The sequence below is a fragment of the Glutamicibacter sp. genome (assembly GCF_035257265.1).
Lineage (GTDB): Bacteria > Actinomycetota > Actinomycetes > Actinomycetales > Micrococcaceae > Glutamicibacter.
Genome location: NZ_DATEXC010000018.1, coordinates 118,621 through 145,336, shown reverse-complemented (window position 1 = coordinate 145,336; position 26,716 = coordinate 118,621). Strand labels below are relative to the sequence as shown.

25 protein-coding genes and 1 pseudogene are annotated in these 26,716 nt (G+C 60.9%); 4 read left to right on the top strand and 22 right to left on the bottom strand.

Annotated elements, in window-relative coordinates:
* A pseudogene (locus VJ369_RS03705) lies at window positions 1-184 on the top strand (hypothetical protein); the annotation flags it as partial.
* Between the two features lie 146 nt (window positions 185-330).
* Here the strand turns inward: VJ369_RS03705 and VJ369_RS03700 are convergent.
* From VJ369_RS03700 to VJ369_RS03685, 4 genes are all read right to left on the bottom strand, one after another.
* Entirely contained in the window at window positions 331-1,896 is a 1,566-nt protein-coding gene (locus VJ369_RS03700; protein ID WP_324090781.1) for a transporter, read from the bottom strand.
* A complete protein-coding gene (locus VJ369_RS03695) occupies window positions 1,878-2,636 on the bottom strand; it encodes an ABC transporter ATP-binding protein (RefSeq protein WP_324090780.1) in 759 nt (252 codons plus the stop codon). Before VJ369_RS03695 ends, VJ369_RS03700 begins: the two co-directional genes overlap by 19 nt.
* Window positions 2,637-2,818: 182 nt before the next feature.
* On the bottom strand, window positions 2,819-3,730 hold the full coding sequence (locus tag VJ369_RS03690; protein ID WP_324090779.1) for a co-chaperone YbbN: 912 nt from the start codon (window positions 3,728-3,730) through the stop codon (window positions 2,819-2,821).
* Window positions 3,730-5,499, bottom strand: coding sequence for a hypothetical protein (locus VJ369_RS03685; RefSeq protein ID WP_324090778.1), 1,770 nt, complete (start codon window positions 5,497-5,499; stop codon window positions 3,730-3,732). Before VJ369_RS03685 ends, VJ369_RS03690 begins: the two co-directional genes overlap by 1 nt.
* 159 nt (window positions 5,500-5,658) lie before the next feature.
* Here VJ369_RS03685 and VJ369_RS03680 point away from each other — a divergent pair, with 159 nt between their 5' ends.
* Window positions 5,659-7,071: an AI-2E family transporter gene (locus tag VJ369_RS03680; RefSeq protein ID WP_324090777.1), complete on the top strand. Its 1,413-nt coding sequence runs from the start codon at window positions 5,659-5,661 to the stop codon at window positions 7,069-7,071.
* Between the two features lie 48 nt (window positions 7,072-7,119).
* On the opposite strand, the gene VJ369_RS03675 is transcribed toward VJ369_RS03680, so the two are convergent.
* On the bottom strand, window positions 7,120-7,470 hold the full coding sequence (locus VJ369_RS03675) for a hypothetical protein (RefSeq protein WP_324090776.1): 351 nt from the start codon (window positions 7,468-7,470) through the stop codon (window positions 7,120-7,122).
* Window positions 7,471-7,561: 91 nt separating this feature from the next.
* Between VJ369_RS03675 and nucS the strand changes: the two genes are divergently transcribed.
* Together nucS and VJ369_RS03665 are read left to right on the top strand one after the other, a co-directional pair.
* Window positions 7,562-8,257, top strand: coding sequence for an endonuclease NucS (nucS, locus tag VJ369_RS03670; RefSeq protein WP_324090775.1), 696 nt, complete (start codon window positions 7,562-7,564; stop codon window positions 8,255-8,257).
* Between the two features lie 9 nt (window positions 8,258-8,266).
* Window positions 8,267-9,475, top strand: a complete 1,209-nt coding sequence (locus VJ369_RS03665; protein WP_324090774.1) for an N-acetylglucosamine-6-phosphate deacetylase — start codon at window positions 8,267-8,269, stop codon at window positions 9,473-9,475.
* Between the two features lie 93 nt (window positions 9,476-9,568).
* Here the strand turns inward: VJ369_RS03665 and VJ369_RS03660 are convergent, their stop codons facing one another.
* From VJ369_RS03660 to thrC, 17 genes are all read right to left on the bottom strand, one after another.
* A complete protein-coding gene (locus VJ369_RS03660) occupies window positions 9,569-9,997 on the bottom strand; it encodes a DUF2550 domain-containing protein (RefSeq protein WP_324090773.1) in 429 nt (142 codons plus the stop codon).
* An 8-nt stretch (window positions 9,998-10,005) separates the two neighbouring features.
* Window positions 10,006-10,275 (bottom strand): F0F1 ATP synthase subunit epsilon, encoded by a 270-nt coding sequence (locus tag VJ369_RS03655; RefSeq protein WP_105678798.1) that lies wholly within the window; start codon window positions 10,273-10,275, stop codon window positions 10,006-10,008.
* Between the two features lie 2 nt (window positions 10,276-10,277).
* Window positions 10,278-11,723 carry a F0F1 ATP synthase subunit beta gene (gene atpD / locus VJ369_RS03650; RefSeq protein WP_324090772.1) on the bottom strand — a complete coding sequence of 482 codons (1,446 nt, stop codon included), beginning with the start codon at window positions 11,721-11,723 and terminating at the stop codon, window positions 10,278-10,280.
* 38 nt (window positions 11,724-11,761) lie between these two features.
* Window positions 11,762-12,655: a F0F1 ATP synthase subunit gamma gene (locus tag VJ369_RS03645; protein WP_096256444.1), complete on the bottom strand. Its 894-nt coding sequence runs from the start codon at window positions 12,653-12,655 to the stop codon at window positions 11,762-11,764.
* 78 nt (window positions 12,656-12,733) lie between these two features.
* Window positions 12,734-14,371, bottom strand: coding sequence for a F0F1 ATP synthase subunit alpha (atpA, locus tag VJ369_RS03640; RefSeq protein WP_324090771.1), 1,638 nt, complete (start codon window positions 14,369-14,371; stop codon window positions 12,734-12,736).
* A 132-nt stretch (window positions 14,372-14,503) separates the two neighbouring features.
* Window positions 14,504-15,316 carry a F0F1 ATP synthase subunit delta gene (locus tag VJ369_RS03635; RefSeq protein WP_324090770.1) on the bottom strand — a complete coding sequence of 271 codons (813 nt, stop codon included), beginning with the start codon at window positions 15,314-15,316 and terminating at the stop codon, window positions 14,504-14,506.
* Window positions 15,316-15,870, bottom strand: coding sequence for a F0F1 ATP synthase subunit B (locus tag VJ369_RS03630; protein ID WP_096256441.1), 555 nt, complete (start codon window positions 15,868-15,870; stop codon window positions 15,316-15,318). Before VJ369_RS03630 ends, VJ369_RS03635 begins: the two co-directional genes overlap by 1 nt.
* 82 nt (window positions 15,871-15,952) lie before the next feature.
* Window positions 15,953-16,165 carry a hypothetical protein gene (locus VJ369_RS03625; protein WP_096256440.1) on the bottom strand — a complete coding sequence of 71 codons (213 nt, stop codon included), beginning with the start codon at window positions 16,163-16,165 and terminating at the stop codon, window positions 15,953-15,955.
* Window positions 16,166-16,268: 103 nt separating this feature from the next.
* Window positions 16,269-17,060, bottom strand: coding sequence for a F0F1 ATP synthase subunit A (gene atpB, locus VJ369_RS03620; RefSeq protein WP_324090769.1), 792 nt, complete (start codon window positions 17,058-17,060; stop codon window positions 16,269-16,271).
* 286 nt (window positions 17,061-17,346) lie between these two features.
* Window positions 17,347-17,781, bottom strand: a complete 435-nt coding sequence (locus tag VJ369_RS03615; protein WP_324090768.1) for a hypothetical protein — start codon at window positions 17,779-17,781, stop codon at window positions 17,347-17,349.
* A gap of 147 nt (window positions 17,782-17,928) precedes the next feature.
* Window positions 17,929-19,047: an MraY family glycosyltransferase gene (locus VJ369_RS03610; protein WP_324090767.1), complete on the bottom strand. Its 1,119-nt coding sequence runs from the start codon at window positions 19,045-19,047 to the stop codon at window positions 17,929-17,931.
* Complete coding sequence (locus VJ369_RS03605; RefSeq protein WP_324090766.1) at window positions 19,044-19,730, bottom strand: L-threonylcarbamoyladenylate synthase; 687 nt, start codon at window positions 19,728-19,730, stop codon at window positions 19,044-19,046. Before VJ369_RS03605 ends, VJ369_RS03610 begins: the two co-directional genes overlap by 4 nt.
* Before the next feature lie 27 nt (window positions 19,731-19,757).
* Window positions 19,758-20,669, bottom strand: coding sequence for a peptide chain release factor N(5)-glutamine methyltransferase (gene prmC / locus VJ369_RS03600; RefSeq protein WP_324090765.1), 912 nt, complete (start codon window positions 20,667-20,669; stop codon window positions 19,758-19,760).
* The gene (prfA, locus tag VJ369_RS03595; RefSeq protein WP_096256434.1) at window positions 20,632-21,708 is read right to left on the bottom strand and encodes a peptide chain release factor 1; all 1,077 of its coding nucleotides are present in this window, start codon (window positions 21,706-21,708) and stop codon (window positions 20,632-20,634) included. The genes prmC and prfA overlap by 38 nt, the downstream gene beginning before the upstream one ends.
* 148 nt (window positions 21,709-21,856) lie before the next feature.
* On the bottom strand, window positions 21,857-24,250 hold the full coding sequence (gene rho / locus VJ369_RS03590) for a transcription termination factor Rho (RefSeq protein ID WP_324090764.1): 2,394 nt from the start codon (window positions 24,248-24,250) through the stop codon (window positions 21,857-21,859).
* A 331-nt stretch (window positions 24,251-24,581) separates the two neighbouring features.
* Window positions 24,582-25,514: a homoserine kinase gene (thrB, locus tag VJ369_RS03585; RefSeq protein ID WP_324090763.1), complete on the bottom strand. Its 933-nt coding sequence runs from the start codon at window positions 25,512-25,514 to the stop codon at window positions 24,582-24,584.
* A 101-nt stretch (window positions 25,515-25,615) separates the two neighbouring features.
* Window positions 25,616-26,716, bottom strand: coding sequence for a threonine synthase (gene thrC / locus VJ369_RS03580; protein WP_324090762.1), 1,101 nt, complete (start codon window positions 26,714-26,716; stop codon window positions 25,616-25,618).

Here is a 26,716-nt window from a genome sequence, read left to right as displayed (position 1 = left end):
TGATCCGTGGTGGTTGGGCGGCGAGACGAAGCTGATCAATTTGGGTGGTTTGTGCCGGGGTGCGCATATGGATGCTGATTCTGGCCGGATTAAGCTTGTGGTGGTTGATGGGTTGCCGCATGTGATTTTGCCGAAGCATCTTGACCCGTTGCAGTTGCCGCGGCGGAATACTTACTGGGACTGACCTCGGCAGGTCAGCTAGGGCAACACCGCACCTACCCCGCAGTCGAAACGGCTGAGTCGCAACGCCCCTAAAACACGAAAACGCCCGCAGCCCTCGAACCGGATTTTCTCCGGTCCGAGCGCTGTGGACATTGTCGCCAGATACCTCTAGCGGTTGATCAATACCGACTGCATCAGCTCGGGCGCACGCTGATCCATGGTTTTGCCACCAATCCGGATGCCAAAGAACAGCATCAGCGACCCGGTAATCAGCCCTACGGCCAAGGTAATGTAACCAGCCAACGACGAGTGCATCACCCAACCGGTGATGTACGGAACCAGCGTCGGAATCAGCAGCACACCCATGATGCCGAAGGTGGCGAGCTGAGTCACCACCACCCGAGCCCCACTCCCCGGAGGAGTTTTCATCGGGTTGTCCCCCGGCAGCGGTACCGCGTAGGTGTAGCGGGCAGAAGCGATCGATGAAACACCCAACGCGATCAAGAACGCACCGAGCGAAAGCCCCAAGTCCCCGGGAATGCGCCACGGCTGACCGGTCAACGACGCAGGAAGTACCGCGGCCAAAATCAGCGGCACGATCACCAGCACGAAGCAGGCCATCACGCGCCCCAGACGATCTGCCTTGCCCGAAACTCCGGTGAGCACATGCAATGCAAAAGCCGTGTTGTCATAGGAAACGTCGGCGGAGATCGAAAAACCCATCAGGATGCCGATCATCGGTCCCAGTAACAGCATCATTGTGTAGTTGCCGGTAGATCCGCCGGCGAAGTAGAAGATCACCGGAAGCATCGGCACCATGATCACGCTCAGCGCGTAGCGCGGGTCCTTGAACCAGTAGGTCAGTGCGCGAGCAGCCACCGCACCGGCAGGTGTCGCCGGAGTGAGTTTGAAAAAGCCCAAGCCCTTCGCGGTCGATGCGCGCTGCGCCGCAGGCGGGGTCACCGTCGCCTTGCCGGTGGCCCTGGTGAGCAAGAAGTACAGTCCGATCAGGTACACCAGCGCCAGCACGGCATAAATCGCGGTCTTTCCCATTTCGCCGGCAGCCAGCGCACCGGGCACCGCGGCAAAAGCGCCCAAGGGCGTGTAGCCGAGAACCGCGGACATCGGCACCAATACCTCAACAATTGAATCCGCGTTTGACCCGATGGTGCTGAAGATCGGCCCCAGGCCAACCAGCAATAAGAACAGCAAAGCAAAGGACAATTCGCGGAAGCGCCGCTTGCCACGCAGCGCGGTGGCCACGATCGTCAGGTACTGACAGGCGAACATCGCCATCAGCCAGGTACCCAGCGCACAAAGCAGACCTACCACCAGCACGGCCGGGTCAAGCCGCCAGATTGTGGAGAATCCCAGGGCCGCAAGCAGCGTCAACGCCGCCGGGATGGAGATGAATCCGGCCAGGATCAGCCCGCGCGCCAAGGTTTTCTCGTCGATCCCGAAGTGCACAAAGCGCTGCGGTTCAAGGGTCAGATCCACACCGGTAATCAATGGCGGAATCACCGCCCAGCCCAGCACGATCACCGATCCGGCCAGAATCCCGATCCAGCCGCGCAGATCACTTTGTTCGGCGGTAAACCAGCCGGCCAGCGAAAGCATCACCACGATCCCCAGCGCGTAGAGCCCGCCGATGATCACGCCCACCAACTGCCAAGGGCTTCGTTTAAACCCGTTGCCCAGCAGCCGCAGCTTCAGCCTTAGGAGGTGCGCAACCATGACAGCCCCTCGCTGGTTCCGCGCCCGCCGACCAGATCCACAAAGCGATCTTCCAGGCTCATTCCGTCGCGTACCTCGTCCACCGATCCGGAGGCTTTAAGCATGCCGCCGTCGATGACCGCCACATGCGAGCACATCCGCTGCACCAGATCCATCACATGGCTGGAGACGATCACGGTGCCGCCAAAGGACACGTAGTCATTGAGGATGTCTCGGATATTGGCCGCCGACACCGGGTCTACCGCTTCGAAAGGCTCATCGAGCACCAGCAGCTTCGGTGAATGAATCATCGCGGTCGCCAGGGAAATCTTCTTCGTCATACCTGCGGAGTAGTCCACGACGAGCTTGTCGCCGTCCGCGCCGAGGTCCATTACACGCAGCAAATCTTCGGTGCGCGTGGCTACCTCTTCACGATCCATGCCCCGCAGCAACCCGGCATAGGTCACCAGCTGCCGTCCGGTCAGCCGGTCAAATTGACGTACCCCATCGGCAAGTACGCCTAGGGTGGCCTTCGCATCGTGTGGAGCCGCCCAGATGTCTACGCCGTTGACTAGTGCACTTCCCTGATCAGGGCGTAGCAAGCCGGTGGCCATCGATAACATCGTGGTTTTACCCGCGCCGTTGGGTCCGACCAGTCCGTAAAAAGATCCGGTGGGCACCTGCAGGCTGACGTTATCCACCGCCACCTTGTCGCCAAACTGCTTGGCAAGATTTCTAATTTCGAGCGCCATGCTATTCATGTTTCGAGAATATCAATCTCCCAAGTCAACTTGCATCATCCTTTGGAGTTAATCTCAAAGGCCAGCGGCCTGCTATGGCGCAGCCCCCACGGTGGGGACATCGCCTGCGGGCAGAAAAAAGCGACCGGCCACATCAAGCAAAAAATGTGGCCGGTCGCCTCTCCAACGGATCAAGCTGCGGGTTAGAAGAGCACCCGAGATAACTTCTGGCGCGAGGCCGCCACGCGCGGATCCGCGTTGCCGATCACCGCATACAATTCAATCAACCGGCGGCGCACACGCTCACGGTCCTCATCGGCCAGCCTGGAAATCAACGTCACCAACCGTGCGAAGGCGTCTTCCACATGCCCGCCGACCAAATCCAGGTCGGCAACGTTGAGCTGCATGTCAAGATCTTCGGGGTTCGCTGCCGCGGCGGCACGCGAATCGTTCAAATCAAGATTCGCCGTGCGCGAGAGCAAACGCACCTGGTACACGCCCACCTGAGCGTCGTGATCATTAGGCTTTTCGGCCAAAGCCTCAAGATATGCGGCCTCCGCTGCGGCGTAATCACCGGCGTCGATCGCATCCACCGCTTTCTGATGCAATGGCGGTAATTCTGCTTCGCCGCTGTCTCCGGAGAACGCCGGAACGCTCCCGCCAAGCCCCTGCTGCGTCGCCAGTTCGGCCAGCTGGTTGAGCACCTGGTCGATCTGTTCGGCAGCTGCCGGACCTTGGAACAATGGCACCGGCTGCCCATTGACCAGCGCGATCACCATCGGGATCTGCTCGGCGTTGAAGGCTTTAGCGATATTCGGGTACTTCTCCGCGTCAACCACACCGAGCACCATCTTGCCGGCACGGCGATCCACCAGGGTTTTGAGCGCAGCATCAAGATCCACAGAGACCTGCACGCGCGGCGAGCCCAGGGAAACGATCGCCGGAACCCGCTGGGACAGGGCAACAAAGGGCTGGAACGCTGCCTCATCAAGGTTCATCGTCCACGTGGCGACTGCGCCAGCCGCGCTGTCGGCCTCGGTGGCCTGTGGCCCGGAGCTTGCCAGCGCGCCGAGGTCGATGGCTCCGCGCGCGGAAGGGATATGTGGTTCAGTCATTAGTTTTCCTCCACCTGCTTGACGCTCAGCAACGAAACCTCGCTGGCGACCAGTTGAATCTTGTCGTCGTTACCGGATGCGGGGATATACATCATCACCGGTTCCGCGTACGTGATCTCTACGTTACCGTTTGAGGTGCTCGATCCAAGCAGCTTCTTGGTCAGCTCGTCGGCGCTCTCCAGCGGGTCGGCATCCTCGGTGCGTTCAAAGACTGCCTTCTGATTCAGTCGACCGGTGACGATCGCCCCGCCATCGGGAGTGGAAACTACCGCGGTGTCCTTATCGGTGACCGTGCGCGAGTACTTCACCTTCGCCTCGTTGGCATCCTTCTGCTCGGCCTTCTGCCCGGAGTGGATCGCCTTGATAAATTCGGATTCCGCGAAGTTGTCCTTGTGCTTGGACTTTTCATTGGTCAGCACGTCGGCCAGCTGAGTCAGCGCATCCTTCGGCTTGACCTTCAGCCCCTCGGCATTGGCGTCGAGCTGGGTCACCGATGGGTCGCCGACCGCGATCCCGGGGAAGGTCGAATTCGGCAGCATCTGCGCGGCGAAGGTGACCTTGTAGTTATCCCGGGCACTGTTTTGCTGCAGGGTCAGGGCGATAGGCAAGGTGGCCGGATCCGAATCCTTCGCGGTCACCACGGTGATGACGCGCGGGAACTTAGCCTCGGAGCTATTAGGCACCGCGGCCGAACGAATAACCGAGGTCTTCAGCGCCAGCGGCTTAGCGATCTTGATCTTGTCGTTCAGGATGTCGTAGCGCTTGGTGCGCAGGTCCTTAAAGGCACCGGAGGCCCGCGAGTCCAAATCCTTCGTGGTGTTCTTCTCGTCGGCCTTGCCGATCTGCTTCTCCACGTCGCTGAGCACCCGCTGCAGCTGCTCCTCGGTGAGTACCGGGTAGCTCGGCTTTTCGTCCTGTGCGGATTCCGAAGGTTGTGCCGAGTCCGATGCGGACTGCGACGCCGAATCAGACGCCGGCTCAGAAGCCTTCGCCGAATCAGAAGCCTGCGCAGATTCCGAGGGCTTATCGCTGGCCGGCGCCATCGGCACGCTGATCCCGCTCACCGCAAGAGCCAGCACCGCGGCAACCGCGAGTGAGTTCTGCTTTGTCGGCCCGTTCTTGGCATCTGCTACCGCGGTTTCCGCCCGGCGTCCGGAGCTAGCCGACTTAGCCGGCTTGATTACGCGCATCACCAGCAGGGCTACACCGAGCACCAACAGCAGTGCGCCGATGATGATCAGCGGCAGGGCCCATGGCATGGCGTCGTCGTTGGCGTAGGTCACCGAGATTTCGCTGGGCGCCGCCTTGGTGCCGTCCGCTGCCAGCAGCAGCGACCAGTCACCGTCATCCGGGGCGGTCCAGCGGTAGGTCATCGTGCCATCGGCCTTCTGCGAATCGAAGAACAGGTCATCGCCTGCGGGGTTCGGAGTCTTCTTCTCCCCGTCGATGCGCTCGGCGATCAGCTGATGATTTTCACGGTCAACACCGGTCAGCTCCACGTGGGCCGCGTCGCCCACCCAGGCTTCCACATCGTAGCTGCGCGCCAGCGAGGCGGTGAATTCGCCCTTTCCGGTGATCACCAGTTCCACCGGTTCGGAGCCCGGGTTCTGCACAGAGGGTTGAATAACCGTCAGCGGCGACTCTTCCTTAAACTCTGGCATGCTTGCGGTGACCGTTTCGGGCGGGGCCCAAAAGGTCTTCTGTCCGATGCCTACCACCAGGGCAATTGCCCCCAGTAGGATCGCGATCACGGAGATAACTTTTCGCACGACTTCACCTATTCGCCAACGGTCACAGCTGTTCTTTCACAAGTCTAACGAGTCCTTCGCCCCAATGGTTCCGAGAACGGACTGTGAACTGCCTCAAATGCACATGCCGGGGTGTCATAGAGCACTTTGTGCAAGCTTACGGGCGGTATGCTCAGTGCCATGGACAGTAATCAGTCGCCCGATCAGCGCGGCGATGCGGCAAAGCACCACGCCGCACAAAGCCCGGCCAGCGAACCGGCGCATCCCCCACAGTCCGCCACCTCCTCCGGGCCACCGTCGCTCAACCACCCCGGCGTTCCGGCGCCCGGCTCTCCTGCCACATCCCCGGACCCCGGCGTGCAGTCCCACGACGCATCAGGGCGGGCAACACCCCAGGCGCATCCGGCGCATCCCGAGGATCCCGCCGAGCTCCGTTCTGCCACCACGCGCTGGGCGCGTCTGCTCTCGCGCACGGTGAACTCGATGTTCAAGGCCCCAAAGAACCCCGGCGCGCCCGATGAACTGCCCGAGAGCGACACCGGCACTCCCCAGCCGATCCCCGCGCTGCACCCGATCTCCATGGGCTTTCTTGGCACCATCGGCGTCGGCCTCGCGCTGGCCGGCTACTACCTGCTGACAAATGTCGGCTCGCTGATCACCTGGATTTCGATCGCACTGTTCATCGCGCTGGGCCTGGACCCGGTGGTGCGCTTCCTGATGCGCCGCGGGCTGAACCGCCCGCTGGCGGTGACCAGCACGATGGTGGGCCTGCTCGCGGTCTTCGGCGGCTTCATGGCGCTGATCATTCCTACCCTGATCGCGCAGATCACCCAATTCATCTCCCGCGCCCCGGAGATCGTGGATAACTTCCTCAACAGTCCCTGGGTGAAGCAGATCGACGCGCAGTACGCAGTCTCGGCGCGCATTAATACCGAGGTGGAACGCTTCTTCGGCGACTCCGGCGCGGTCACCAATGTTTTCGGTGGCGTCTTGGGCGTGTCGCAGACCGTCGCGCAGTCAATGTTCGGGGTCTTGATCGTGCTGGTGCTGGCGATCTACTTCCTCGCCTCGCTGCCGGGCATGATGTCCTTCTCGCTGCGCCTGGTCCCGCGCTCCAAGCGCACCCGCGCGGATCAGATCATCACCCGCATCACCCGCTCGGTGGGTAACTACGTGATGGGCCAGGCCAGTGTCGCGGTACTCAACGCACTGGTGGCGCTTATTTTGATGACGCTGCTCAAGGTCCCCTTCGCGGCATTGCTGACCCTCCTGGTCGCGATGCTCGCCTTCATTCCGCTGGTCGGCGCGGTGATCGCCGGGGTGCTGGTCACCCTGGTCACGCTCACCCTGGGCTGGCAGACCGCGCTGATCTACGCGATCTGCTACTTCGGTTACCTCCAGGTCGAGGCCTACTTCATCTCCCCGCGCATTATGAACAAGGCGGTTGCGGTACCGGGCGCGGTCGCGGTGATCTCGGTGATCGCCGGCGGCACCCTGGTGGGCATCACCGGCGCACTGATGGCCATTCCGGTCGCTGCCAGCGCGATGATTTTGCTGCGCGAGGTATTCATTGCCCGCCAGGACCGGCTCTAATCTGCCGATCCGCGCAGGCGCACGCGTAAATTCGCACACCGGTAAAACTCAGTACCGGTAGGAGCGCGATTCCCAGCAGTTCGGATGCCAATGCCGCCGGTTTGAGGCCGCCGCATCGTCGCCCGACCAATGATCGGCCCGCCAGGTCACCAGGTGGGCCACCCCCGGGGTAATCGGACGATGGCAGCCCGGGCAGGTATAGATTTTCTGCGCGTTCAGCGGGGATACCTTACGCACATGCCACTGCCCATCGGGGGCATCTTGCAGCTTCGCCACCCCATAGCGGGCGCGCTGCATCCAGTCATCTTCCGCGCCCTGATCACGGACGGGCCCGGCGGACCGCGGCCTGGATTTTGCGGCGGGTCCGCTGGAGCGGCGTGGACGGTTCGAGCGTGGCATGCTTTTAATCATGCCGTATTACCGGCCTCGCCAGCGAACCGCGCCGGCACCGGGTCGCAAACCCCACCGGCTTAGCGGTAGGCTTGAGCGCGTGCGTTTAGTGGTTGCAAAGTGTTCAGTAGATTACGAGGGCCGTCTTCGAGCCCACCTCCCCCTAGCTACCCGGCTGATTATGGTCAAGGCCGATGGTTCGGTGTTGATCCACTCCGACGGCGGCAGTTACAAGCCGCTGAACTGGATGAATCCGCCACTGGTATTGCGTGAGGCGAGTCCCGATGAGGACGCCGCCGCGCTTGGCGCGCTCAGCGTCTGGAACGTATCCAGTGCCAAGACCGATGACAAGCTGACCATTTATTTCCACTCCATCGAGCACGATTCGGCCCATGAGCTGGGGACCGACCCGGGGCTGATCAAGGATGGTGTGGAGGCCGATCTGCAGCGCCTGCTGGCCGAACAGATCGAACTGCTGGGCACCGGGCACCGGCTGGTGCGCCGTGAGTACATGACCGCCATCGGCCCGGTAGATATTCTGGCCCGCGACGCGTCGGGCGCCGCGGTGGCCGTGGAACTTAAACGCCGCGGCGACATCGACGGGGTGGAACAGCTCACCCGGTATTTAGAACTGCTCAACCGCGACCCGCTGCTCAAGCCGGTCACCGGAGTCTTCGCCGCGCAGCAGATCAAACCGCAGGCGCGCACCCTGGCCGAGGACCGCGGAATCCGCTGCCTGACCCTGGATTACGATGTGATGCGCGGAATCGATGACTCTTCGGGCAGACTCTTCTAAGCTAGGTACATGAATACCGCTTCGCGTTACGCCATCTTCGCCACGCTCATCTCCGACGGGCAGAAAATCAACGATGGCGCACTGGCCATCGAGGACGATCGCATCCGTTTCGCCGGCAGCCGCGATGACTGGCTCACCCAGTCCGACGCCGATCAATTCCCCGAGCACCAGGTGCCGCAAGGCTCCATCCTGATCCCCGGGCTCATCGACCTGCACAACCACGGGGCGCTGGGCGCGGACTTCGCCAACCCGGAGCACGGTCAGGTCGCCGACGCCCTGGACTACCTGCACCGCGCAGGCACCACCACGCTCTTGGCCTCACTGGTCACCGCCGAACCGGCAGAAATGCTGCTCGCCGCGGAAATCCTGGCCGAATTCGCCGAGGACGGGAAGATCGCAGGCATCCACGCCGAGGGTCCGTTCCTCTCCGAGGCCCGCTGCGGCGCCCAGGACCCGCGGTTCCTGCGCGATCCGGATCCGGAATTTGTCGACGAGCTGATCTCCGCCAGCCGCGGGCAGCTGCGCACGATGACCTATGCACCGGAACTGCCCGGCAGCGAGGAGCTCATCGAACAGCTCGTCGCGCTCGGTGTGGTGCCCTCACTAGGCCACACCAATGCCAGCGCGCAGGTCACCTCCACCTCACTGCAGTTCGCCCGCGAACAGCTTCAAAACGCCGGCGTCGACGGTTTCACCGAAAAGCCGACGGTCACCCATCTGTTCAACGGCATGCCGACGCTGCATCACCGTGAGCCAGGTCCGGTGGCCGCCTGTCTGGAAGAGGCCGTCCGCGGCAACGCCTACCTGGAATTGATCGCCGACGATGTGCATCTGTCCCCCGAGACCGTGCGCCTGGTGTTCAACCTCGTCGGTGGCCAGCGAGTGGTGCTGGTCAGCGATTCGATGTCCGCTACCGGACTTGCCGATGGGGAGTATTCCCTGGGCCCGGCAAAGGTCACCGTCAGCGACGGCCAGGCCCGGCTCGCCGACGGTTCGCTGGCCGGGGGCACCGCCACGCTCCTTGAGGTCTTGCGCTGCACAGTCAGCGCCGGCATCGCGCTCACCCGCGCGGTCGAGTCCGCAACCTGTATCCCCGCCTCGCTGATCGGCCTGGCCGATGAGGTCGGCTCGCTGCATTACGGTTTCTGCGCCGACGTGGTGGTACTCGACGCGCAGCTGGAGCTGCACCAGGTCATCCGCAACGGCCAGGTGCTCTAAAACAGCATCACGCCCACGCAGAAGATCCCGCCGCATCACACCTTGAAGGTGTGATGCGGCGGGATCTTGGCAGCGGGTGCTCCCCGCAAAAACTCAGATTTGCCAGCTACCGGCGATCGGCCCGGCTTCAAGCCAGGCGGAAAATCCGGTGTAGTCACGGTAATCCATAGCCAATTCTCGATCTTCGCCGGCCTGTATCAGTTGCACGATGATAAACCCCGGGGGAATCAGCATCGATTCGTTTGCGGTCGGCCGGCGCCAGCCATTGAGGTCCAATCCGCGGCGCTGCAGGACAAAACGCGGCACCGGGGAGACAGAGAAAAACCGCAGCAGATCCACATGTCCCCCGCCGTAGCGGGCGATCACCATCATCCACCGGCCTTTCGGCGTGAGGATGGAGGCGTCGAAGGTGCCCAGCGTGCGCCGCAATTGAATGCGGCGCACTGCCATGGCCCCGAAGAACAGCACGATGCACGTCAAGACGAGCAGTGCGAGCAGAACTGGTGCGGTTATCTCAATCAATGGTTCGCCTACGCTGCGGTACCAATCACAGCGTTATCGGCGACGATCACTACGCGGTCCGAATCGACTGAGAAGAATCCTCCGTCGATCTGCACCGTGAAGCGAGCTTCGGAAACTGGAGCGATTTCCAGCTCCCCAGAGGCAAGCACCGACAGCATCGGAACGTGACCGGGCAGAACGCCGATCTCGCCGTCAACCGACCGTGCCTTGACCAGCTTCGCAGCACCGGACCACACGAAGTGATCCGCCGCGACGATTTCTACCTGAAGCTCAGCCATGATTAGCTGGCCTTCTGGATTTCGGCCCACTGGCGCTCGACGTCGTCAAGACCGCCGATGTTGAAGAACGCCTGCTCTGCAATGTGGTCCAAGTCGCCATCGGCGATGGCCTTGAAGCCCTCGATGGTGTCCTTGATGTCCACGGTCGAACCCTCGACACCGGTGAACTGCTTCGCGGTGTAGGTGTTCTGCGACAGGAACTGCTGCATACGACGTGCACGGGCGACAACAATCTTGTCTTCTTCGCCCAGTTCGTCGATACCCAGGATCGCGATGATGTCCTGGAGTTCCTTGTTCTTCTGCAGAATCGCCTTCACACGGATGGCGGTATCGTAGTGATCCTGTCCGATGTACTGCGGATCCAGGATGCGCGAGGTCGAGGTCAGCGGATCGATCGCTGGGTACAGACCACGCGACGCGATTTCACGCGACAGCTCGGTGGTTGCATCCAAGTGAGCGAAGGTTGCTGCTGGAGCCGGGTCGGTGTAGTCATCGGCCGGGACGTAGACAGCCTGCATCGAGGTGATCGAGCGGCCCTTCGTCGAGGTGATGCGTTCCTGCAACAGACCCATTTCATCGGCCAAGTTCGGCTGGTAACCCACGGCCGAAGGCATGCGGCCCAATAGGGTCGACACCTCGGAACCGGCCTGGGTGAAGCGGAAGATGTTGTCGATGAACAGCAGCACGTCCTGGTTCTGCACATCGCGGAAGTATTCCGCCATGGTCAGTGCCGACAGTGCCACGCGCAAACGAGTTCCAGGTGGCTCATCCATCTGGCCGAACACCAAGGCGGTGTCCTTCAGAACGTTGGCTTCGTCCATTTCAACCCAGAGGTCGTTACCTTCACGGGTGCGCTCGCCCACACCGGCGAATACCGAAGTACCACCGAAGTTACGTGCCACACGGGTGATCATTTCCTGGATCAGCACGGTCTTACCCACGCCTGCGCCGCCGAACAGACCGATCTTGCCACCCTTGATGTAAGGGGTGAGAAGGTCGATCGATTTGATGCCAGTTTCCATCATCTCGGTCGAACCCTCAAGGTCCGCGAATTTCGGTGCTGGGCGGTGGATTGGCCAGCGCTCGGTGACCTGGATCTCCGAGTTGTCAACGTCCAGGGCATCGCCCAATACGTTGAAGATGTGGCCCTTGACGCCGTCGCCTACTGGGACGGAGATCGAAGCGCCGGTGTCCTTCACCTGGGCACCGCGAACCAGGCCGTCAGTGGCCTGAAGCGATACCGCACGGACCAAGCCCTCACCGAGGTGCTGGCTGGTTTCGAAGGTAATAGTTGTGGTCTTACCGTTGAGGGTCAGCTCTGCGGTAAGTGCGTTGTAGATTGAAGGCAGTGCATCGGCAGGGAACTCGACGTCCACGACCGGGCCAATCACGCGGGCAATACGGCCGGTGGCCCCTGCGGTAACCTGCTCGTTGATTTGGGCAGTCATCTTTCTCACTTCTTGTCTGGTCGGAGAGAAACGGAAACTTAGCTGTCCAGCGCGTCTGCGCCGGCAATAATTTCCGAAAGCTCCTGGGTGATTTCAGCCTGACGGGCGTTGTTGAGCAATCGCGTGAACTTCTTGATCAGTTCGCCGGCGTTGTCGCCTGCAGCCTTCATCGCGCGCTGACGTGCAGCAAGCTCCGAGGCTGCGGACTGCAGCTGGGCATTGAACAATCGAGAATCGATGTATCGCGGAAGCAGTGCGTCCAGCACTTCTTCCGGCGATGGCTCAAACTCGTACAGTGGCAAAAGCTCGTCGGTTGGAGTCTCGGAATCATCCTCGACAACCTCCAACGGCAACAGACGGATGACCGTCGGTTCCTGCGTAACCATCGACTTGAACTGGGTGTATACGACGTGGATTTCATCCACGCCACCCTGCTCGTAGTCGGTGGCGAAATCCTCTAGGAGGATATCGCGCAGCTCGCGTGCGGTTTCGAAACGCGGAGAATCGGTATCCCCGGTCCACACTCGCTCATATCCGCGTGAACGGAAATCGAAGTAAGCCTGAGCCTTGCGGCCGACCAAATAGGTCTTGACTTCCTTACCATCCTCACGCAGGAGTTCCACGAGGTGCTCAGCCTGCTTCAGAACGCTGGCGGAGTAGGACCCGGCAAGTCCTCGGTCCGAAGTCATCACCAAAACGGCTGCCCGTCGAACCTGTGCAGGCTCGGTGGTCAGTGGGTGTTCGACATCGGCCTGGGACGCGACGGCGGTTACTGCACGGGTAATCGCATTGGCATACGGCAATGAAGCCGAAACACGCGTACGTGCCTTACCAATGCGGGATGCAGCAATCAGTTCCATCGCCTTGAAGATCTTGGCCATCGACTTAGTCGATCCGATCTTCTGGCGGTAGACCCGAATCTGGGCTCCCATGTGTGTCCTTTCCTTATTCCCTACGCTCGGGGTGTGGCGCCGCTAGCGGCGCCGCACCCCAAAACGTGAAGGAAATTGTCAGCGCTTCTGCTTGACGATCTTTTCCTGGTCAACGGACTCGGCATCGAGAGCGTCGTGCTCTTCGTGTCCGGCGGCGACCAACTGGTCATCACCGTCACCGAAGAATCCGGCCTTGAAGTCTACAACCGCAGTCTTCATGGCTTCCAGAGTCTCGTTCTCCAGCTTGCCGGTCTGGCCGATCACGGTCAGTACCTCGGTGCGGTGACGCAGGTAGTCGATGAACTCAGCTTCGAAACGCTGAACATCTTCCACTGGCACGTCGTCGAGGTAGCCGTTGGTGCCCGACCAGATCGAAACGACCTGCTCTTCGACCGGGTACGGGGTGTACTGACCCTGCTTGAGCAGCTCCATCAGACGTGCACCACGGGTCAGCTGCTGCTTGGAAGCAGCATCCAGGTCCGAAGCGAACATCGCGAAGGCAGCCATGTCGCGGTACTGAGCCAATTCAAGCTTCAAAGTACCGGAAACCTTCTTCATGGCCTTGACCTGTGCCGAACCACCCACGCGGGACACCGAGATGCCTACGTCGACGGCTGGACGCTGGTTGGCGTTGAACAGGTCCGACTGCAAGAAGATCTGGCCATCGGTAATCGAGATGACGTTGGTCGGGATGAACGCGCCTACGTCGTTTGCCTTGGTTTCGATGATTGGCAGACCAGTCATCGAACCTGCACCGAGTTCGTCGGAAAGCTTGGCACAACGCTCAAGCAGACGGGAGTGCAGGTAGAAAACGTCGCCTGGGTAAGCTTCGCGTCCTGGTGGACGGCGCAGCAACAGTGATACCGCACGGTAAGCTTCAGCCTGCTTGGACAGATCATCAAAGACGATCAGAACGTGCTTGCCACCGTACATCCAGTGCTGGCCGATGGCCGAGCCTGCGTATGGTGCCAAGTACTTGAAGCCTGCTGGGTCAGATGCTGGGGACGCCACGATGGTGGTGTATTCCAGTGCACCCTGATCTTCGAGGGTCTGACGAACGGCAGCGATAGTCGATGCCTTCTGTCCGATAGCCACGTAGATGCAGCGAACCTGCTTGGTTTGGTCCCCGCTGGCCCAGTTGGCGCGCTGGTTCAGAATGGTGTCAACCGCGATAGCGGTCTTACCCGTCTGGCGGTCACCAATGATCAGCTGACGCTGGCCACGGCCGATCGGGATCATGGCGTCGATAGCCTTCATACCGGTCTGCATTGGCTCGTGCACGCTCTTACGCTGAGTCACGCCTGGTGCCTGAAGCTCCAAGGCACGACGGCCTTCGGCTTCAATGGGGCCCAGGTTATCCATTGGCTCACCCAGTGGGTCAACCACGCGGCCCAGGTAGCCGTCGCCGACTGGAACCGAAAGGATCTCGCCGGTGCGCTCGACCTTCTGGCCAGCTTCGATGCCGGTGAAGTCACCAAGCACAACAACACCGATTTCGCGGGTGTCAAGGTTCTGGGCCAGGCCCAGGGTGCCATCAGCGAATTTCAGCAATTCGTTGGCCATGACGGAAGGAAGACCTTCCACCTTGGCGATGCCGTCGCTCGCGGCGACGACGCGTCCCACCTCGGTACGCTCTGCCTTACCCGGTTCGTAGGATGATGCGAACTCGTTTAGGGCATTACGGACGTCGTTGGCATTGATGGTCAAATCGGCCATCTGCAGTCCCTGCTCTCCTAAATTGTGACTCGTATCTGAAAAGAAAAGATACGAATCGAATGTGAATGAAGTCTGTTGTGGTCCTGGTAGCTAGGACACCGGATTCGGGATCACTCCCGGTTCCAATGAAACCTAGCTAGCCAGGGCGCGGCGCAAATCTGCCACGCGTGATGCCACGGAAGCGTCGACAACTTCGTCGCCAACCTTGACCACCAGTCCACCGACCAGCGATGGGTCGGTGGTGGCGTTGAGCTTAAGCTGACGACCGTAAAGCTTGTTCAGGCTGGTTTCCAGACGCGATAGCTGAGTCTCGGAGAGCTGCACAGTGCTGGTCACCGAAGCGATCCACCGCTGCTGGCGCTTGGCCACTAGCTCAACAAAACGTGCAATCAAAGCCGCTGGCTTCAAACCACGTGGGTTTGACACAGCCTGGGAGATCAAAACCTGTGCGGTCTGCGACGCGTTAGGCACGAGCTTCAGCGCCAGTGCACGCTTAGCCTCGTCTGGGGCCTGAGCATCATCCAACGCACGCTGTAGTTCGTGGTTAGCACGAACTACCTCGATGAAGGAGAACAGATCCTGCTCCAGCTTGTTCAGCCCAGAAACGCCGTCCTGCTGCTCGGCTACCGCGGAGACCGCGGTAACTGCCAGCGTTTCGAGCGCATCGCTAATGTCGCGTTCCGAGCTCCAGCGGGTGGAAGCCAACTGTGCAACGGTGGCCTCGGCGTCAGCCGAAACCTTTCCGCGCAACAGCTGCGCCAGAAGGCCTGCCTTATCGGCAACTTCACGGGCTGGATCAGTCATTGCGCGGCGAAGACCGGCATTTGCATCCAGTACTTCCAGGACCGCGAACAGTTCCTTTGGCAGATCAATAGATGCCTGTGCCAGCTTGGGTTCTAAAAACTCCAAAGCCTTTGCTAGTGACTCGCTCGATACACTTGCCATTAGTTCGATGCACCTGCGTTCTGCTGAGCTTCTAAATCGGTCAGGAACTGATCAACCACGCGCTGTGCACGGGCGTCGTCCTTGAGAGCTTCGTCGACTACCTTGCTAGCAAGCTCGGTAGCCAATACGCCCACGTCGGTGCGGAGCGAAGTCAGAGCAGCAACGCGCTCTGCTTCAATCTGACGGTGCGACTGCTCGGTGATACGAGTAGCCTCATCGGTTGCTTTGGTCTTCAGATCTGCAAGGATCTGAGCGCCTTCGCTACGAGCTTCCTCACGGATGCGGTTAGCCTCCGTGCGGGCTTCGAGAAGCTGAGCCTTGTACAGTGCCAAGGTCTCTTCTGCTTCTTTCTGCGCTGCTTCAGCCTTCTCCAGGCCACCTTCGATCGCGGTGACGCGATCTTCATAGGACTGCTCAAACTTCGGAGCAATTACCTTGATGACGATGAACAGAAGGACCGCGAAACCAACACCCGTGACGAGAATCTCCCACGGGTTCGGCAACAACGGGTTAACCGATTCGCTCGCAGCGAGGATGAAATCAGTGCTGTTCATTCTCACTATTCCTTATCTACTAGTTTCCGCTTTGTGTGTACGCCTCGCGATAGTGGCGAGGCCACTACAAGTTGCGAAAAGACTAGGCGCCGACGACGAAGGCGAAGACCAAGCCCAAAATTGCAAGTGCTTCAGCAAGTGCGAAGCCAAGCATTGCGATTGGCTGCAGGATGCGCTGTGCTTCTGGCTGACGAGCAACACCATTGATGTAAGCAGCGAAGATCATGCCAACGCCGATAGCCGAACCAATTGCAGCCAGGCCGTAGCCGATCATATTCAGGGAGCCATGCAACATGTGATTATGTTCCTTTCAAGATACCGGGCTTTTGCCGGTAGGTTGTGAGGTATTCCTTGAGCGATTCAAGGAAGATCTTTAGTGGGTGGAAGAAGTGTTGGCCTTAGTGGGCGTCGGCTTCAATTGCACCCTGGAGGTAGATCGCGGTCAGCAGGGTGAATACAAAGGCCTGCAGGACCATGATCAGAAGTTCCAGGAAGTACATTGCGACCGATCCGAGGATGACCAAGACGCCAAGACCATTCATAGCCAAGGAATCCTGAACAACAATCAGGTGACGAGCGCCGGCAGCAGCCAGCATCACGATGATGTGACCGGACAGCATCGTTGCCATCAAACGCAATGAGTGCGTCATCGGGCGGACGATGAAGTTAGAGATGATTTCCAAAGGAATCATCAGCGGCATGATCCAGCCCGGAACACCGGACGGAACGACTGCCAATTTGAAGTAGCGAATACCATGGTTTTTCAAACCTACGGCAATCCAGGTGCCGTAGATGATGATGGCCATCGCATATGCAGAACCAGCGTGTGAGAACGATGGAATCTGCAGGAATGGGATTGCTCCGAAGAGGTTATTCAGCAGGACGAAGAAGAAGGTCGCGAACAGCAGAGGAATCCAAGGACGGAAGTTCTTCTCACCAATGATGTCGCGGCCAATTCCGTTACGCACGAAAGCGTAGCCGGACTCGGCGAGGTACTGCGTCTTGCTTGGAACCAGCTTCGGGTTCTTGATGGCCGCGGTGAAGAACCAAGTAATGAGCACGATCGAAAGCACGATCATGAACATCTGCTTGCCGAAACCGGTTCCGTACTCAGCGAACCACGGGAAAATCTCCGGGAGGTGAGTATCGGATACGGATGGCGGAATAAATCCGCCTTCTTCTGAGGCCATTGGGAGCGCAAACGCGAACAACGCGCTGTCCTCTCTGCAGTAACGGTCACGGGCAAAAGGCGGTGACTGGCGGTAACTGCCTCTCACCGTGTGAAGAAAAAATCAAACGGGTTACATCAGAGTTTTTGCGTAACGCATCGACGCTGATGAAGTGCCATCTTCAGGTTGCCCCGAGGATGCCAGTCATAGACGGCCGATCACCGTTAAGCAACCCGCCAAAAATGACCCGTAGTAAGCTTATCAAACTCACAGCTCGCCCCAGACCTAAAGGCCGGCGGCACGATGTCTATGCTTCGTTGTAGATGGCAAGTCGTGTCTTCATAAAGGCACGAATCTCACCGGTCTGCCAGGCAACGAGGCTGACTGCAGCTGCAAGCACGAATCCCTGTCGATTAACCCAGTCAGGCAATCCCAGGTTCAACAGCAAGAAGGCAATACCAAATACCTTGATGACGAAAGTTCCCAGAAACGCGGGCATGGCCCACGTGCTGCGGAATCGTCCGGCGGCCTCAGCAATCAAAATGCTGACGGCGAAGAAGCCGATCACTAACCCCGAAGCTAGAGCCCCGGACAGTGCATATCGTAAATCTGCAACCAACCACGAAATCAGGAAAAATGCGGCTGCTGCGATCAACGAGTACAGCATGGAGATACCAAGAATTGGTAGCCAGATGGATTTCGGAGCGGCAGAGACGACAACGCGAGCCGAATGTGAATTCATGCCCGCACTCTCCTTCTAGTTCGCTGTCAAAGATCTATCTGCAACCGAATAATGCTGATGAAACTCATTACCCCCGCGCAGTATAAAACCACTTGGGAGATGATCCATAATGAATTCTACACGAGATAGAAACTGATTGCTTCGGAATTATTTGCCAAGCCTGCGTCGCAGATTCCCAAAACGAACCGATACCAACGGCCACCAGGTCAGCAAAGCGGCGCCGATGACCAGAATGACAATGATCGGGATCAGCACCGCAAGCGGGATGAACGCAATTGAAACCACCGTGGCTGCAACCAAAGCGGCCCAAACGTAGAGCAACACCACACTTTTACGCACCGAATGGCCTTGGGAAAGCATCCGGTGGTGGATGTGCTTAGAGTCAGGTGAGAACGGCGAGCGTTTATTCAGCAATCGGCGCACCACCGACAAGCTCAGATCGAGCACCGGCAAGAAGACGATCACCATCGGCAACACCATCGGCATATAGGCCGGTACGTTGCGGAAGCGGTGCGCGTCCAGACCCTGCACGTCCCCGGTCACGGCAATTGCAGAAACCGACAGGACCAGCCCGATGGTCAGTACTCCGGTCTCCCCCATGAAAATATTCGCGGGGTTAAAATTATGTGGCAAGAATCCCAAACAAGCGCCGAGTAACAATGCGCAAAGAAGCGCACCGACATTGGCGTAGTCATCGGCACTTACATGGGTAGCAAGGATGTAGGAGTAGATAAAGAAGGTGGCCGCGCCGATGGCTGCGAGCCCGGCGGCGAGCCCGTCGAGCCCGTCGGAGAAATTGATGGCGTTCATGGTCAGCACCACCAGAAAGACCGTGAGCGCGCCTTGTACCCACGGTTCTTCGATCCGCCAGGTGCCCACGGGCAAGGAACGGATCACCAGCCCATGGGTGGCGATCACGATGCCGATCACCACCTGGCCGGCGGCCTTGTAGTACCAGCGCAGATCTCCCACATCATCCCAGAGCCCGAGCACCGCGATCAGGATCAGCGCGATCCCCACACCGCGGATGGGATCCGAGTTCTCAAACACCCCGGAGAAGAAACTCAGTTGGCCGGCCAGCCACAGTCCCGCGCCGAAGGCGATCATGATGCCCAGGCCGCCAAATTTTACGATCGGAGCCTGGTGCTGATCGCGCTCGCGCACCAGCTGTCCGCGGATAAAACGTTCTCCCACCGAACGGATGATCGGGGTGAGCAAAAATGAGGTCGCGAAGCTAAACGCGATCAGTACGACGTAGCTTCTCATACGTCCTGATTCGGCGTGTCAGGTTCCGCGGGGAGGATATTGGGGACAACCACGCGCAGTTCATCGATGTCGATAGCTCCGGCACGCACTACGACTAGGGTGTCCCCGGTGGCATCGACGATGGTCGAAGGCAAGGTGGTGTCCGCTTCTCCGGTGGCACGCGATCCCCCGTCAAGGTACACCTCAACGCTGTCACCCAATTGTGCGATGGCCTCCTCTACGGTGGTGGCCGCCGGCTGACCGGTGCGGTTCGCCGAGGAGACCGCCAGCGGTCCGGTGGCACGCAGAAGTTCCAGCGCGGTTTCATCGTTCGGTACACGCAGCGCGACGGTGCCGCGGGTCTCCCCCAGATCCCAGGTCAGCGAGGGCTGAGCGGGCAGGATCAGGGTCAGTCCACCGGGCCAGAAAGCGTCGGCAAGTTTACGCGCGTCATCGGGGATGTCGCGGGCCAGCCCATCCATGGTGGCGATCTGGGCGATCAGCACCGGAGGTGGCATATTCCGTGAGCGCCCCTTGGCCGCCATCAGCATTGCGACACCCTGGGGGCTGAACGCGTCGGCGCCGATCCCATACACGGTATCGGTGGGCAGCACGATGCAACGCTTCTGGCCCAGGGTGGCTTTTGCTGCGGCGATCGCTGCCTCGCGCTGTGCTTCGGTGCTAACCAAGTATGTTGTGCTCACGGGTTTATTCTTTCATGCGTTGAACGGTTATTGGGCCAGCGGGGCCAGGGCGCTGGTGGCCCGCGGACGACCGCTGAGGTCAAGATGTCCGGTAACCTGAGTGAATCCGAGGTCGAGCAGCATCGCCGCGGCGCTTGCTGCCTGCACCTCGGCGTGTTCCATCACGTACAGTCCCCCGGTGCGCAGCAGGCGTTTGGCTTCTGCGGAGACCAGCCGCGGGATCTGCAGCCCGTCCTCGCCCAGACCGTACAGCGCCATCTGCGGGTCATGCTCGCGGACCTCTTGTTCGCGTGGCACCGCGTGAGGCGGAATGTAGGGCGGGTTGGAGATCACCAGGTCGATGCTGCCGTGCAGCTGCGCCGGTAGCGCCGAGGCGTCCTGATGCAGCACGCTCACCCCATGGGGTTCGCAATTTGCGCGGGTGTAGCCGATGGCTTCGTCGGACAGCTCCACCGCCCACACCTGCGCCGAATCAAGTTCTGTGGCCAGCGCCGCGGCGATCGCCCCGGAACCAGAACACAAATCTACACAGCGTGAACCTTGTACATCGCCGATGAAATCCAGTCCGACCTGCACCACGGTTTCGGTTTCCGGGCGCGGAGAGAAGACCCCGGGGCCAACTTTCAGTGTCAGGTAGCGGAAATGCGCTTCACCGGTCAGGTGCTGCAGGGGAATACGCTGCGCCCGGCGGTTCACAAGCTCCAGATATTGTGCGTACTGCTCCTGGGTGAGGCTCTCACCGCGCAGTTCGCGCAGTTTGAGCTCTGCACGGCTGTCGCCGGTCACAAAACTCAGCAGCAGGTCCGCGTCAACGCCTGGCGAGGGCACCGCCGCGTCGCGCAGCTGCGCGGCGGCGGTGCGCCGGGCGGTATTCAGTTGCTCCACAGGAATTCGCTGGCGCTTACTGCTCGCCCAGCGCTGCGAGGCGCTCTTCTTCATCCATCTGGATGCAGGATTCGATGACCGGCGCCAATTCGCCGTCCATCACCGCGTCAAGGTTGTAGGCCTTGTAACCGGTGCGGTGATCGGCGATGCGGTTTTCCGGGTAGTTGTAGGTGCGGATGCGCTCGGAACGGTCCATGGTGCGGATCTGGCTGGCACGCACGGCGGAGTTCTCTTCGTCGATGATGGCCTGCTGGTGGGCCAGCAACCGCGAGCGCAGCACACGCATCGCCGCTTCACGGTTCTGGATCTGCGACTTTTCGTTCTGCATGGCCACCACGATGCCGGTAGGCAAGTGAGTCAGGCGCACTGCGGAGTCGGTGGTGTTCACGGACTGCCCGCCAGGACCCGAGGAACGGTAGACGTCAACCTTCAGATCGTTCGCGTGGATGTCGACCTCTTCGGGCTCGTCCACCTCGGGCAGCACCAGCACGCCGGCGGCCGAGGTATGGATGCGGCCCTGGGACTCGGTCTGCGGTACGCGCTGCACGCGGTGCACGCCGCCCTCGAACTTCAGCTGCGCGTAGACTCCCTCGGCCGGATCATTGGACTTGCCCTTGATCGCCACCTGGGCGTCCTTGTAGCCGCCCAGATCGGACTCGTTGAAGGAGATCATCTCCACCTTCCAGCCCTTGTGCTCGGCGAAGCGGGTGTACATGCGCAGCAGGTCCGCGGCGAAGAGTGCCGCCTCGTCGCCGCCTTCCCCGCCCTTGACCTCAAGGATCACGTCGCGCGCGTCGTTAGGGTCACGAGGGATCAGCAGGCGGCGCAGCTTTTCCTCCAGCTCCGGCAAGGTGACCTGCAGGCTCGCGACCTCCTCGGCGAAATCCGGGTCCTCGTCGGCCATTTCCTGGGCGGTTTCCAGATCTTCGGTCGCCGACTTCCAGCGGTTATATGCGTCGACGATACCGTTGAGCTGCGCCGAGCGCCGGCCGAGCTTGCGGGCCTTAGCCTGGTCGGCGTAAACCGCTGGGTCTGAGAGCTCCGCCTGAATCGCGGCGTGCTCCTGAAGTAGCGTCTTGACGGATTCAAACATAATCGCTGTTCTTCCTGTTCTGCGGTGCCCGGCTCACGGATCGTGTGTCGCGGACTCTAAGTCAAAGTCTAAGTGGTGTGACGCGCCGATGGCGTCCAGGCGGTCGGCGTGAATGCCAACTGCCTGAACGCCATGGCGGTCAGCGGTGCTAATCCTTGGTCGGGGTGGTCTTGTTGACCAGCATCAAGAATTCAGCGTTCGATCCGGTCTCACGGATCTTTCCGGTGAGTACTTCCAGTGCCTGCTGTGGTTCGATGCCCGAGAGCATCCGGCGCAGACGCCACATGATGCGCACCTCTTCGGCGCTCATCAGCTGTTCTTCACGGCGCGTGCTCGACTCGTTGACGTCGACCGCTGGGAAGATGCGCTTGTCGGCGAGCTTGCGCGAGAGGCGCAGCTCCATGTTGCCGGTGCCCTTGAACTCCTCGAAGATGACCTCGTCCATCTTGGACCCGGTCTCTACCAGTGCGGTAGCCAAGATGGTCAGCGAGCCGCCGTTTTCGATATTGCGCGCGGCACCGAAGAAACGCTTCGGCGGGTACAGCGCGGCCGAATCCACACCACCGGACAGGATACGTCCGGAGGCTGGGGCTGCGAGGTTGTAGGCACGGCCCAGGCGGGTCATCGAATCCAGCAGAACCACCACGTCCATGCCCATTTCCACCAGGCGCTTGGCACGCTCGATGGCGAGCTCCGCGACGGTGGTGTGGTCATCGGCCGGACGGTCGAAGGTGGAGGCAATAACCTCACCCTTGACCGTGCGCTGCATGTCGGTGACTTCCTCGGGACGTTCGTCCACGAGCACCATCATCAGGTGCACCTCTGGGTTATTGACCGTGATCGCGTTCGCGATAGCCTGCAGGATCATCGTCTTACCGGCCTTCGGAGGCGAGACGATCAGACCGCGCTGGCCCTTGCCGATCGGAGCGACCAGGTCGATCACACGAGGACCGACCAGCTTCGGATCGGTTTCCAGGCGCAGACGCTCGGTCGGGTACAGCGGAACGAGCTTGTTGAACTCGACGCGTTCCATGTTGTCTTCAGGCTTTTTGCCGTTCACCGAGGTCAACTGCACCAGGGCGTTGAACTTCTGGCGCGGGTTAGGAGTTTCACCATCGCGCGGTGCACGCACGGCGCCGACGATCGCATCGCCCTTGCGCAGGTTGTACTTCTTCACCTGGCCCAGGGTCACATAGATATCGTTGGTACCTGGCAGGTAGCCGGAGGTGCGCACAAAAGCGTAGTTCTCCAGCACGTCCAGGATGCCTGCCACTGGCAGCAAGACATCGTCTTCGCTCAGCTGCGGCTCGTCGAGATCATCGCGGCGGTTGCGGCGGTTGCGGTTGTTTCGATCGTTGCGATCGTTGCGATCGTTACGGTCGTTACGGTCGTTACGGTCGTTGCGGTTGCGATCGCGGCGGTTGCGGTTACGCTCGGTGCGCTCTGCATTACGGTCGTTGCGATCGTTGGAGCGGTCCTCGGAATCCTGGCCGCCCTGCTCATCGTTGCGATCGTTGTTCCGGTCGTTATTACGCTCGCGGCGCTCGTTGGAGCGCTCACGGCGATCATTTCGATCGTTGGAGCGGTCCTCGGAATCCTGGCCGCCCTGCTCGTCGTTACGCTCAGCATTACGGTCGTTGTTCCGGTCGTTATTACGCTCGCGGCGCTCGTTAGAGCGCTCACGGCGATCATTTCGATCGTTGGAGCGATCCTCGGAATCCTGGCCGCCCTGCTCGTCGTTACGCTCAGCATTGCGGTCGTTAGAACGATCGTTGTTGCGGTCGTTATTGCGCTCACGGCGGTTCGAGTTGCGATCGCGGCGGTTGCCGCGTTCGCGGCGTTCATCGCGTGCCTCGCCGGACTGTTCGGTCTCGGCAGCACCGTTCGATGCACCCTGCTCAGCTGGGGCTTGGGCCTCCGAGCCGGTGCTTTCGCTGGTTTCTGGCTGTGCAACCTTGGCGCGTGGATTACGACGCTGGCGGGTGGCGCGGACCGGCTCGGCTTCAGCCTGCTCGGTCTGCTGGGCCTGAGGCGCCTGCGGTGCCTGAGCGGTTTCCGGGTTTTCGGCCGATGCCGGAGCGTTGATCTTGCCCGAATCGGTCACGCGGCGCGAGGTGCGGCGTGCACGCACAGGCTTTTCGGCCTGCTCGGCTGCTGGCGCCGGCGCCTCGGTTGCGGCAACGTTTTCGGTTGCTGCTGGTGCTTCGGCTGCCTTCGGCGCACGGCGGCCGCGGGTGGCCTTAGCCGGTGCCTTGGTCTCGGACTGCGCCGGGGCCTGTGCGGTTTCGGCCTGCTGGGCAGCAGGTGCCGAAGCGGTCTTAGCCGATTCCTTCGCTGCGTCCTTCGCGGCAATGGAACCGCCACGCTGATGATCGCCAATGGACTTCACCAGGTCGGCTTTGCGCATGCGCGAGCCGCCGGTGATGCCGAGCTGGGAGGCCAGCTGCTGGAGCTGGGTCATCTTCAAAGAGGCCAGGCCGGCGCTCTTGGTTTCGGAAGTCTTGGTGTCCACGCCTTCGTTGAGGCTTGTGGTTTCGGTCACGAAAGTTCCTTCTGACTCGTAGGATGGGCTGGTTCAAACAAACCCACTGTGCCGTTTATATGAGGTGCCACCGCCGGTAAACAGTGGTGGTGACACCGTCCACGCCGCTCACGGCACATAGAATGCCTGAGGCGAACACTGGACTTAATCGGTAGATACCTCCGGGCACAAGCGTGCACAAAAAAGGGGTATCAAGGGTGCTGTGAACTGCAGAAAAGATCCGGAAGGGCTGGACGAAGAGAATTGCGGAACCCGCGTTTCCTCCGGTCAACACTGGCCAAGTGGATTCGCTACAGCGCAGTGCGCTTAGCAATCCGGTCTGCCTTGAGTGTTACAGCACTTCTACTGTAACACCGTTCGATGCCAGCGCAGGCACTTTGATGTCCCATTGCACCGAAGAAGTTGTGGCGAAGGACTCGATCACCGCGCGTGCGGCCTGCACGCCGGCCTCATCGGCGACCAAGGTCAGCACCGTCGGCCCGGCACCAGAAATCACCGCGGCCAGAGATTTTCCGCGCAAAGCCTCCAGCAGCGCGGCGCTTTGCGGCATCGCCACCGCCCGGTAATCCTGGTGCAGGTAGTCACGGGTACCGGCCAAAAGCACCGCCGGGTCATTGCTCAGCGCGTGAATCAGCAAGGCGGCACTGGCAGAGTTTGCGGCGGCCTTTGCATGTTCGATCTGTGCGGGCAGCACCCCACGCGCGGCTTCGGTAGACAACCCGTTGGAAGGCACCGCGAGCACCGCGCGCACCGCGCGATGCAACGGAACCTGCACGGAGCTGAAGCTTCCATCAGTGTTGGTGGTGGAAATGCTCAATCCCCCGAACACCGCCGGCGCCACATTATCCGGGTGGCCTTCCCAAGCGGCGGCCGCCTGGAAAATCGCGTTGATCCCGCCTTGGGCTGCCGCCGGCAGCAGCGCGTCGGCGGCGGCAAAGGCGGCGACGATCGCGGCGGCGGAAGAACCCATCCCGCGGGCATGAGCGATGTTGTTCTCCGCGTGCAGTTCAATGCCCACCGGTGCAAAACCGCGCGCCTTCCAGTAATTATGGATCTGCGCGATGATCAGGTGCGATTCATCGGTAGGCAAGGAGTCCGCGCCCTCGCCGTGCAGCGTGACGCTGCTGTGCGCCGCGGTGCGGATGGTGAGCCGGTCGCGGTATTCCAGGGCCAGACCGAGGGAGTCAAAACCCGGTCCGAGGTTTGCACTGGTGGCCGGTGGGGCCACGATGATCTGCTGGCCCAGGGCGATCTGCTGCGTCATGATTCCTTCGGGGTTCGCGCGCTAGCGCTTGGGAGAAAATGCCGGTGGCAGTACTCGGCCCGCCGCACCCTTCAAGGACACGACGGGCCGCTGCTCAGTGGTTAGGACAGGCCCAAGGCGGTGGCAACTTCCACCACGTCGAAGCCGACCTTGGTTGGTTCTACGGTGCTGCCGTCGGCATTCTGCAGGGCCCAGTTCGGGTCCTTCAGGCCGTGGCCGGTGACCGTAATCACGATCTTCTTGCCGGCCGGGACGTTGCCCGCCGCGTGGTGCTTGATCAGCCCTGCCACGCCGGCGGCGGAACCAGGTTCCACAAACACGCCTTCACGTGCCGAGAGCCAGCGGTGTGCGGCGAGGATCTGTTCGTCGGTGACCGAGTCGATCAGGCCGCCGGATTCATCGCGCGCGGCCTCTGCCTGTTCCCAGGAGGCCGGGTTGCCGATGCGGATGGCGGTAGCGATGGTATCCGGCTCGGTGACCGGGTGGCCCAGGACGATCGGGGCGGCCCCGGCGGCCTGGAAGCCCCACATGATCGGGGTTTTGCTGGAGACCGCATCGAGCACCTGCCCGGCCTGGTTGGTGTAGGGCGCCGCGTACTCCTTGTAGCCCTTCCAGTAGGCGGTGATATTGCCGGCGTTGCCCACCGGAAGCACGTGGTAATCCGGGGCGTCGCCGAGGAAGTCGACCACCTCAAAGGCGCCGGTCTTCTGTCCTTCGATGCGTGCCGGATTCACCGAGTTCACCAGGAACACCGGGTAGCTTTCGCTGAGCTTGCGCGCGACGTCCAGGCAGTTATCGAAGTTGCCGTCGATCTGGATGATGTCCGCACCATGGGCGATCGCCTGGGACATTTTGCCCATGGAGATCTTGCCCTCCGGGACCAGCACCGCGCATTTGAGCCCGGCCTGGGTGGCGTAGGCGGCGGCGGAGGCCGAGGTGTTACCGGTGGATGCGCAGACTACTGCCTTCGCGCCGGCGGCCACCGCGGCGGTCATCGCCATCGTCATCCCGCGGTCTTTGAAAGAACCGGTGGGGTTCATCCCTTCGACCTTGAGGTACACCTCGGACCCGGTGAGCTTGGACAACGCCGGGGCGAAGACTAACGGGGTGCCGCCTTCGCCGAGCGTGACCACTTGGGTGTTCTCATCGACCGGCAGGCGGTCGGCATATTCGCGGATGACTCCACGCCACTGATGAGCCAT

Coding starts and splice junctions, on each gene's coding strand:
- VJ369_RS03700 (WP_324090781.1), bottom strand. CDS start 1,896: ATGGTTGCGCACCTCCTAAGGCTGAAGCTGCGGCTGCTGGGCAACGGG.
- VJ369_RS03695 (WP_324090780.1), bottom strand. CDS start 2,636: ATGAATAGCATGGCGCTCGAAATTAGAAATCTTGCCAAGCAGTTTGGC.
- VJ369_RS03690 (WP_324090779.1), bottom strand. CDS start 3,730: ATGACTGAACCACATATCCCTTCCGCGCGCGGAGCCATCGACCTCGGC.
- VJ369_RS03680 (WP_324090777.1), top strand. CDS start 5,659: ATGGACAGTAATCAGTCGCCCGATCAGCGCGGCGATGCGGCAAAGCAC.
- VJ369_RS03675 (WP_324090776.1), bottom strand. CDS start 7,470: ATGCCACGCTCGAACCGTCCACGCCGCTCCAGCGGACCCGCCGCAAAA.
- VJ369_RS03665 (WP_324090774.1), top strand. CDS start 8,267: ATGAATACCGCTTCGCGTTACGCCATCTTCGCCACGCTCATCTCCGAC.
- VJ369_RS03655 (WP_105678798.1), bottom strand. CDS start 10,275: ATGGCTGAGCTTCAGGTAGAAATCGTCGCGGCGGATCACTTCGTGTGG.
- atpD (WP_324090772.1), bottom strand. CDS start 11,723: ATGACTGCCCAAATCAACGAGCAGGTTACCGCAGGGGCCACCGGCCGT.
- VJ369_RS03645 (WP_096256444.1), bottom strand. CDS start 12,655: ATGGGAGCCCAGATTCGGGTCTACCGCCAGAAGATCGGATCGACTAAG.
- atpA (WP_324090771.1), bottom strand. CDS start 14,371: ATGGCCGATTTGACCATCAATGCCAACGACGTCCGTAATGCCCTAAAC.
- VJ369_RS03635 (WP_324090770.1), bottom strand. CDS start 15,316: ATGGCAAGTGTATCGAGCGAGTCACTAGCAAAGGCTTTGGAGTTTTTA.
- VJ369_RS03630 (WP_096256441.1), bottom strand. CDS start 15,870: ATGAACAGCACTGATTTCATCCTCGCTGCGAGCGAATCGGTTAACCCG.
- VJ369_RS03625 (WP_096256440.1), bottom strand. CDS start 16,165: ATGTTGCATGGCTCCCTGAATATGATCGGCTACGGCCTGGCTGCAATT.
- atpB (WP_324090769.1), bottom strand. CDS start 17,060: ATGGCCTCAGAAGAAGGCGGATTTATTCCGCCATCCGTATCCGATACT.
- VJ369_RS03615 (WP_324090768.1), bottom strand. CDS start 17,781: ATGAATTCACATTCGGCTCGCGTTGTCGTCTCTGCCGCTCCGAAATCC.
- VJ369_RS03610 (WP_324090767.1), bottom strand. CDS start 19,047: ATGAGAAGCTACGTCGTACTGATCGCGTTTAGCTTCGCGACCTCATTT.
- prmC (WP_324090765.1), bottom strand. CDS start 20,669: ATGAAGAAGAGCGCCTCGCAGCGCTGGGCGAGCAGTAAGCGCCAGCGA.
- prfA (WP_096256434.1), bottom strand. CDS start 21,708: ATGTTTGAATCCGTCAAGACGCTACTTCAGGAGCACGCCGCGATTCAG.
- thrB (WP_324090763.1), bottom strand. CDS start 25,514: ATGACGCAGCAGATCGCCCTGGGCCAGCAGATCATCGTGGCCCCACCG.
- thrC (WP_324090762.1), bottom strand. CDS start 26,716: ATGGCTCATCAGTGGCGTGGAGTCATCCGCGAATATGCCGACCGCCTG.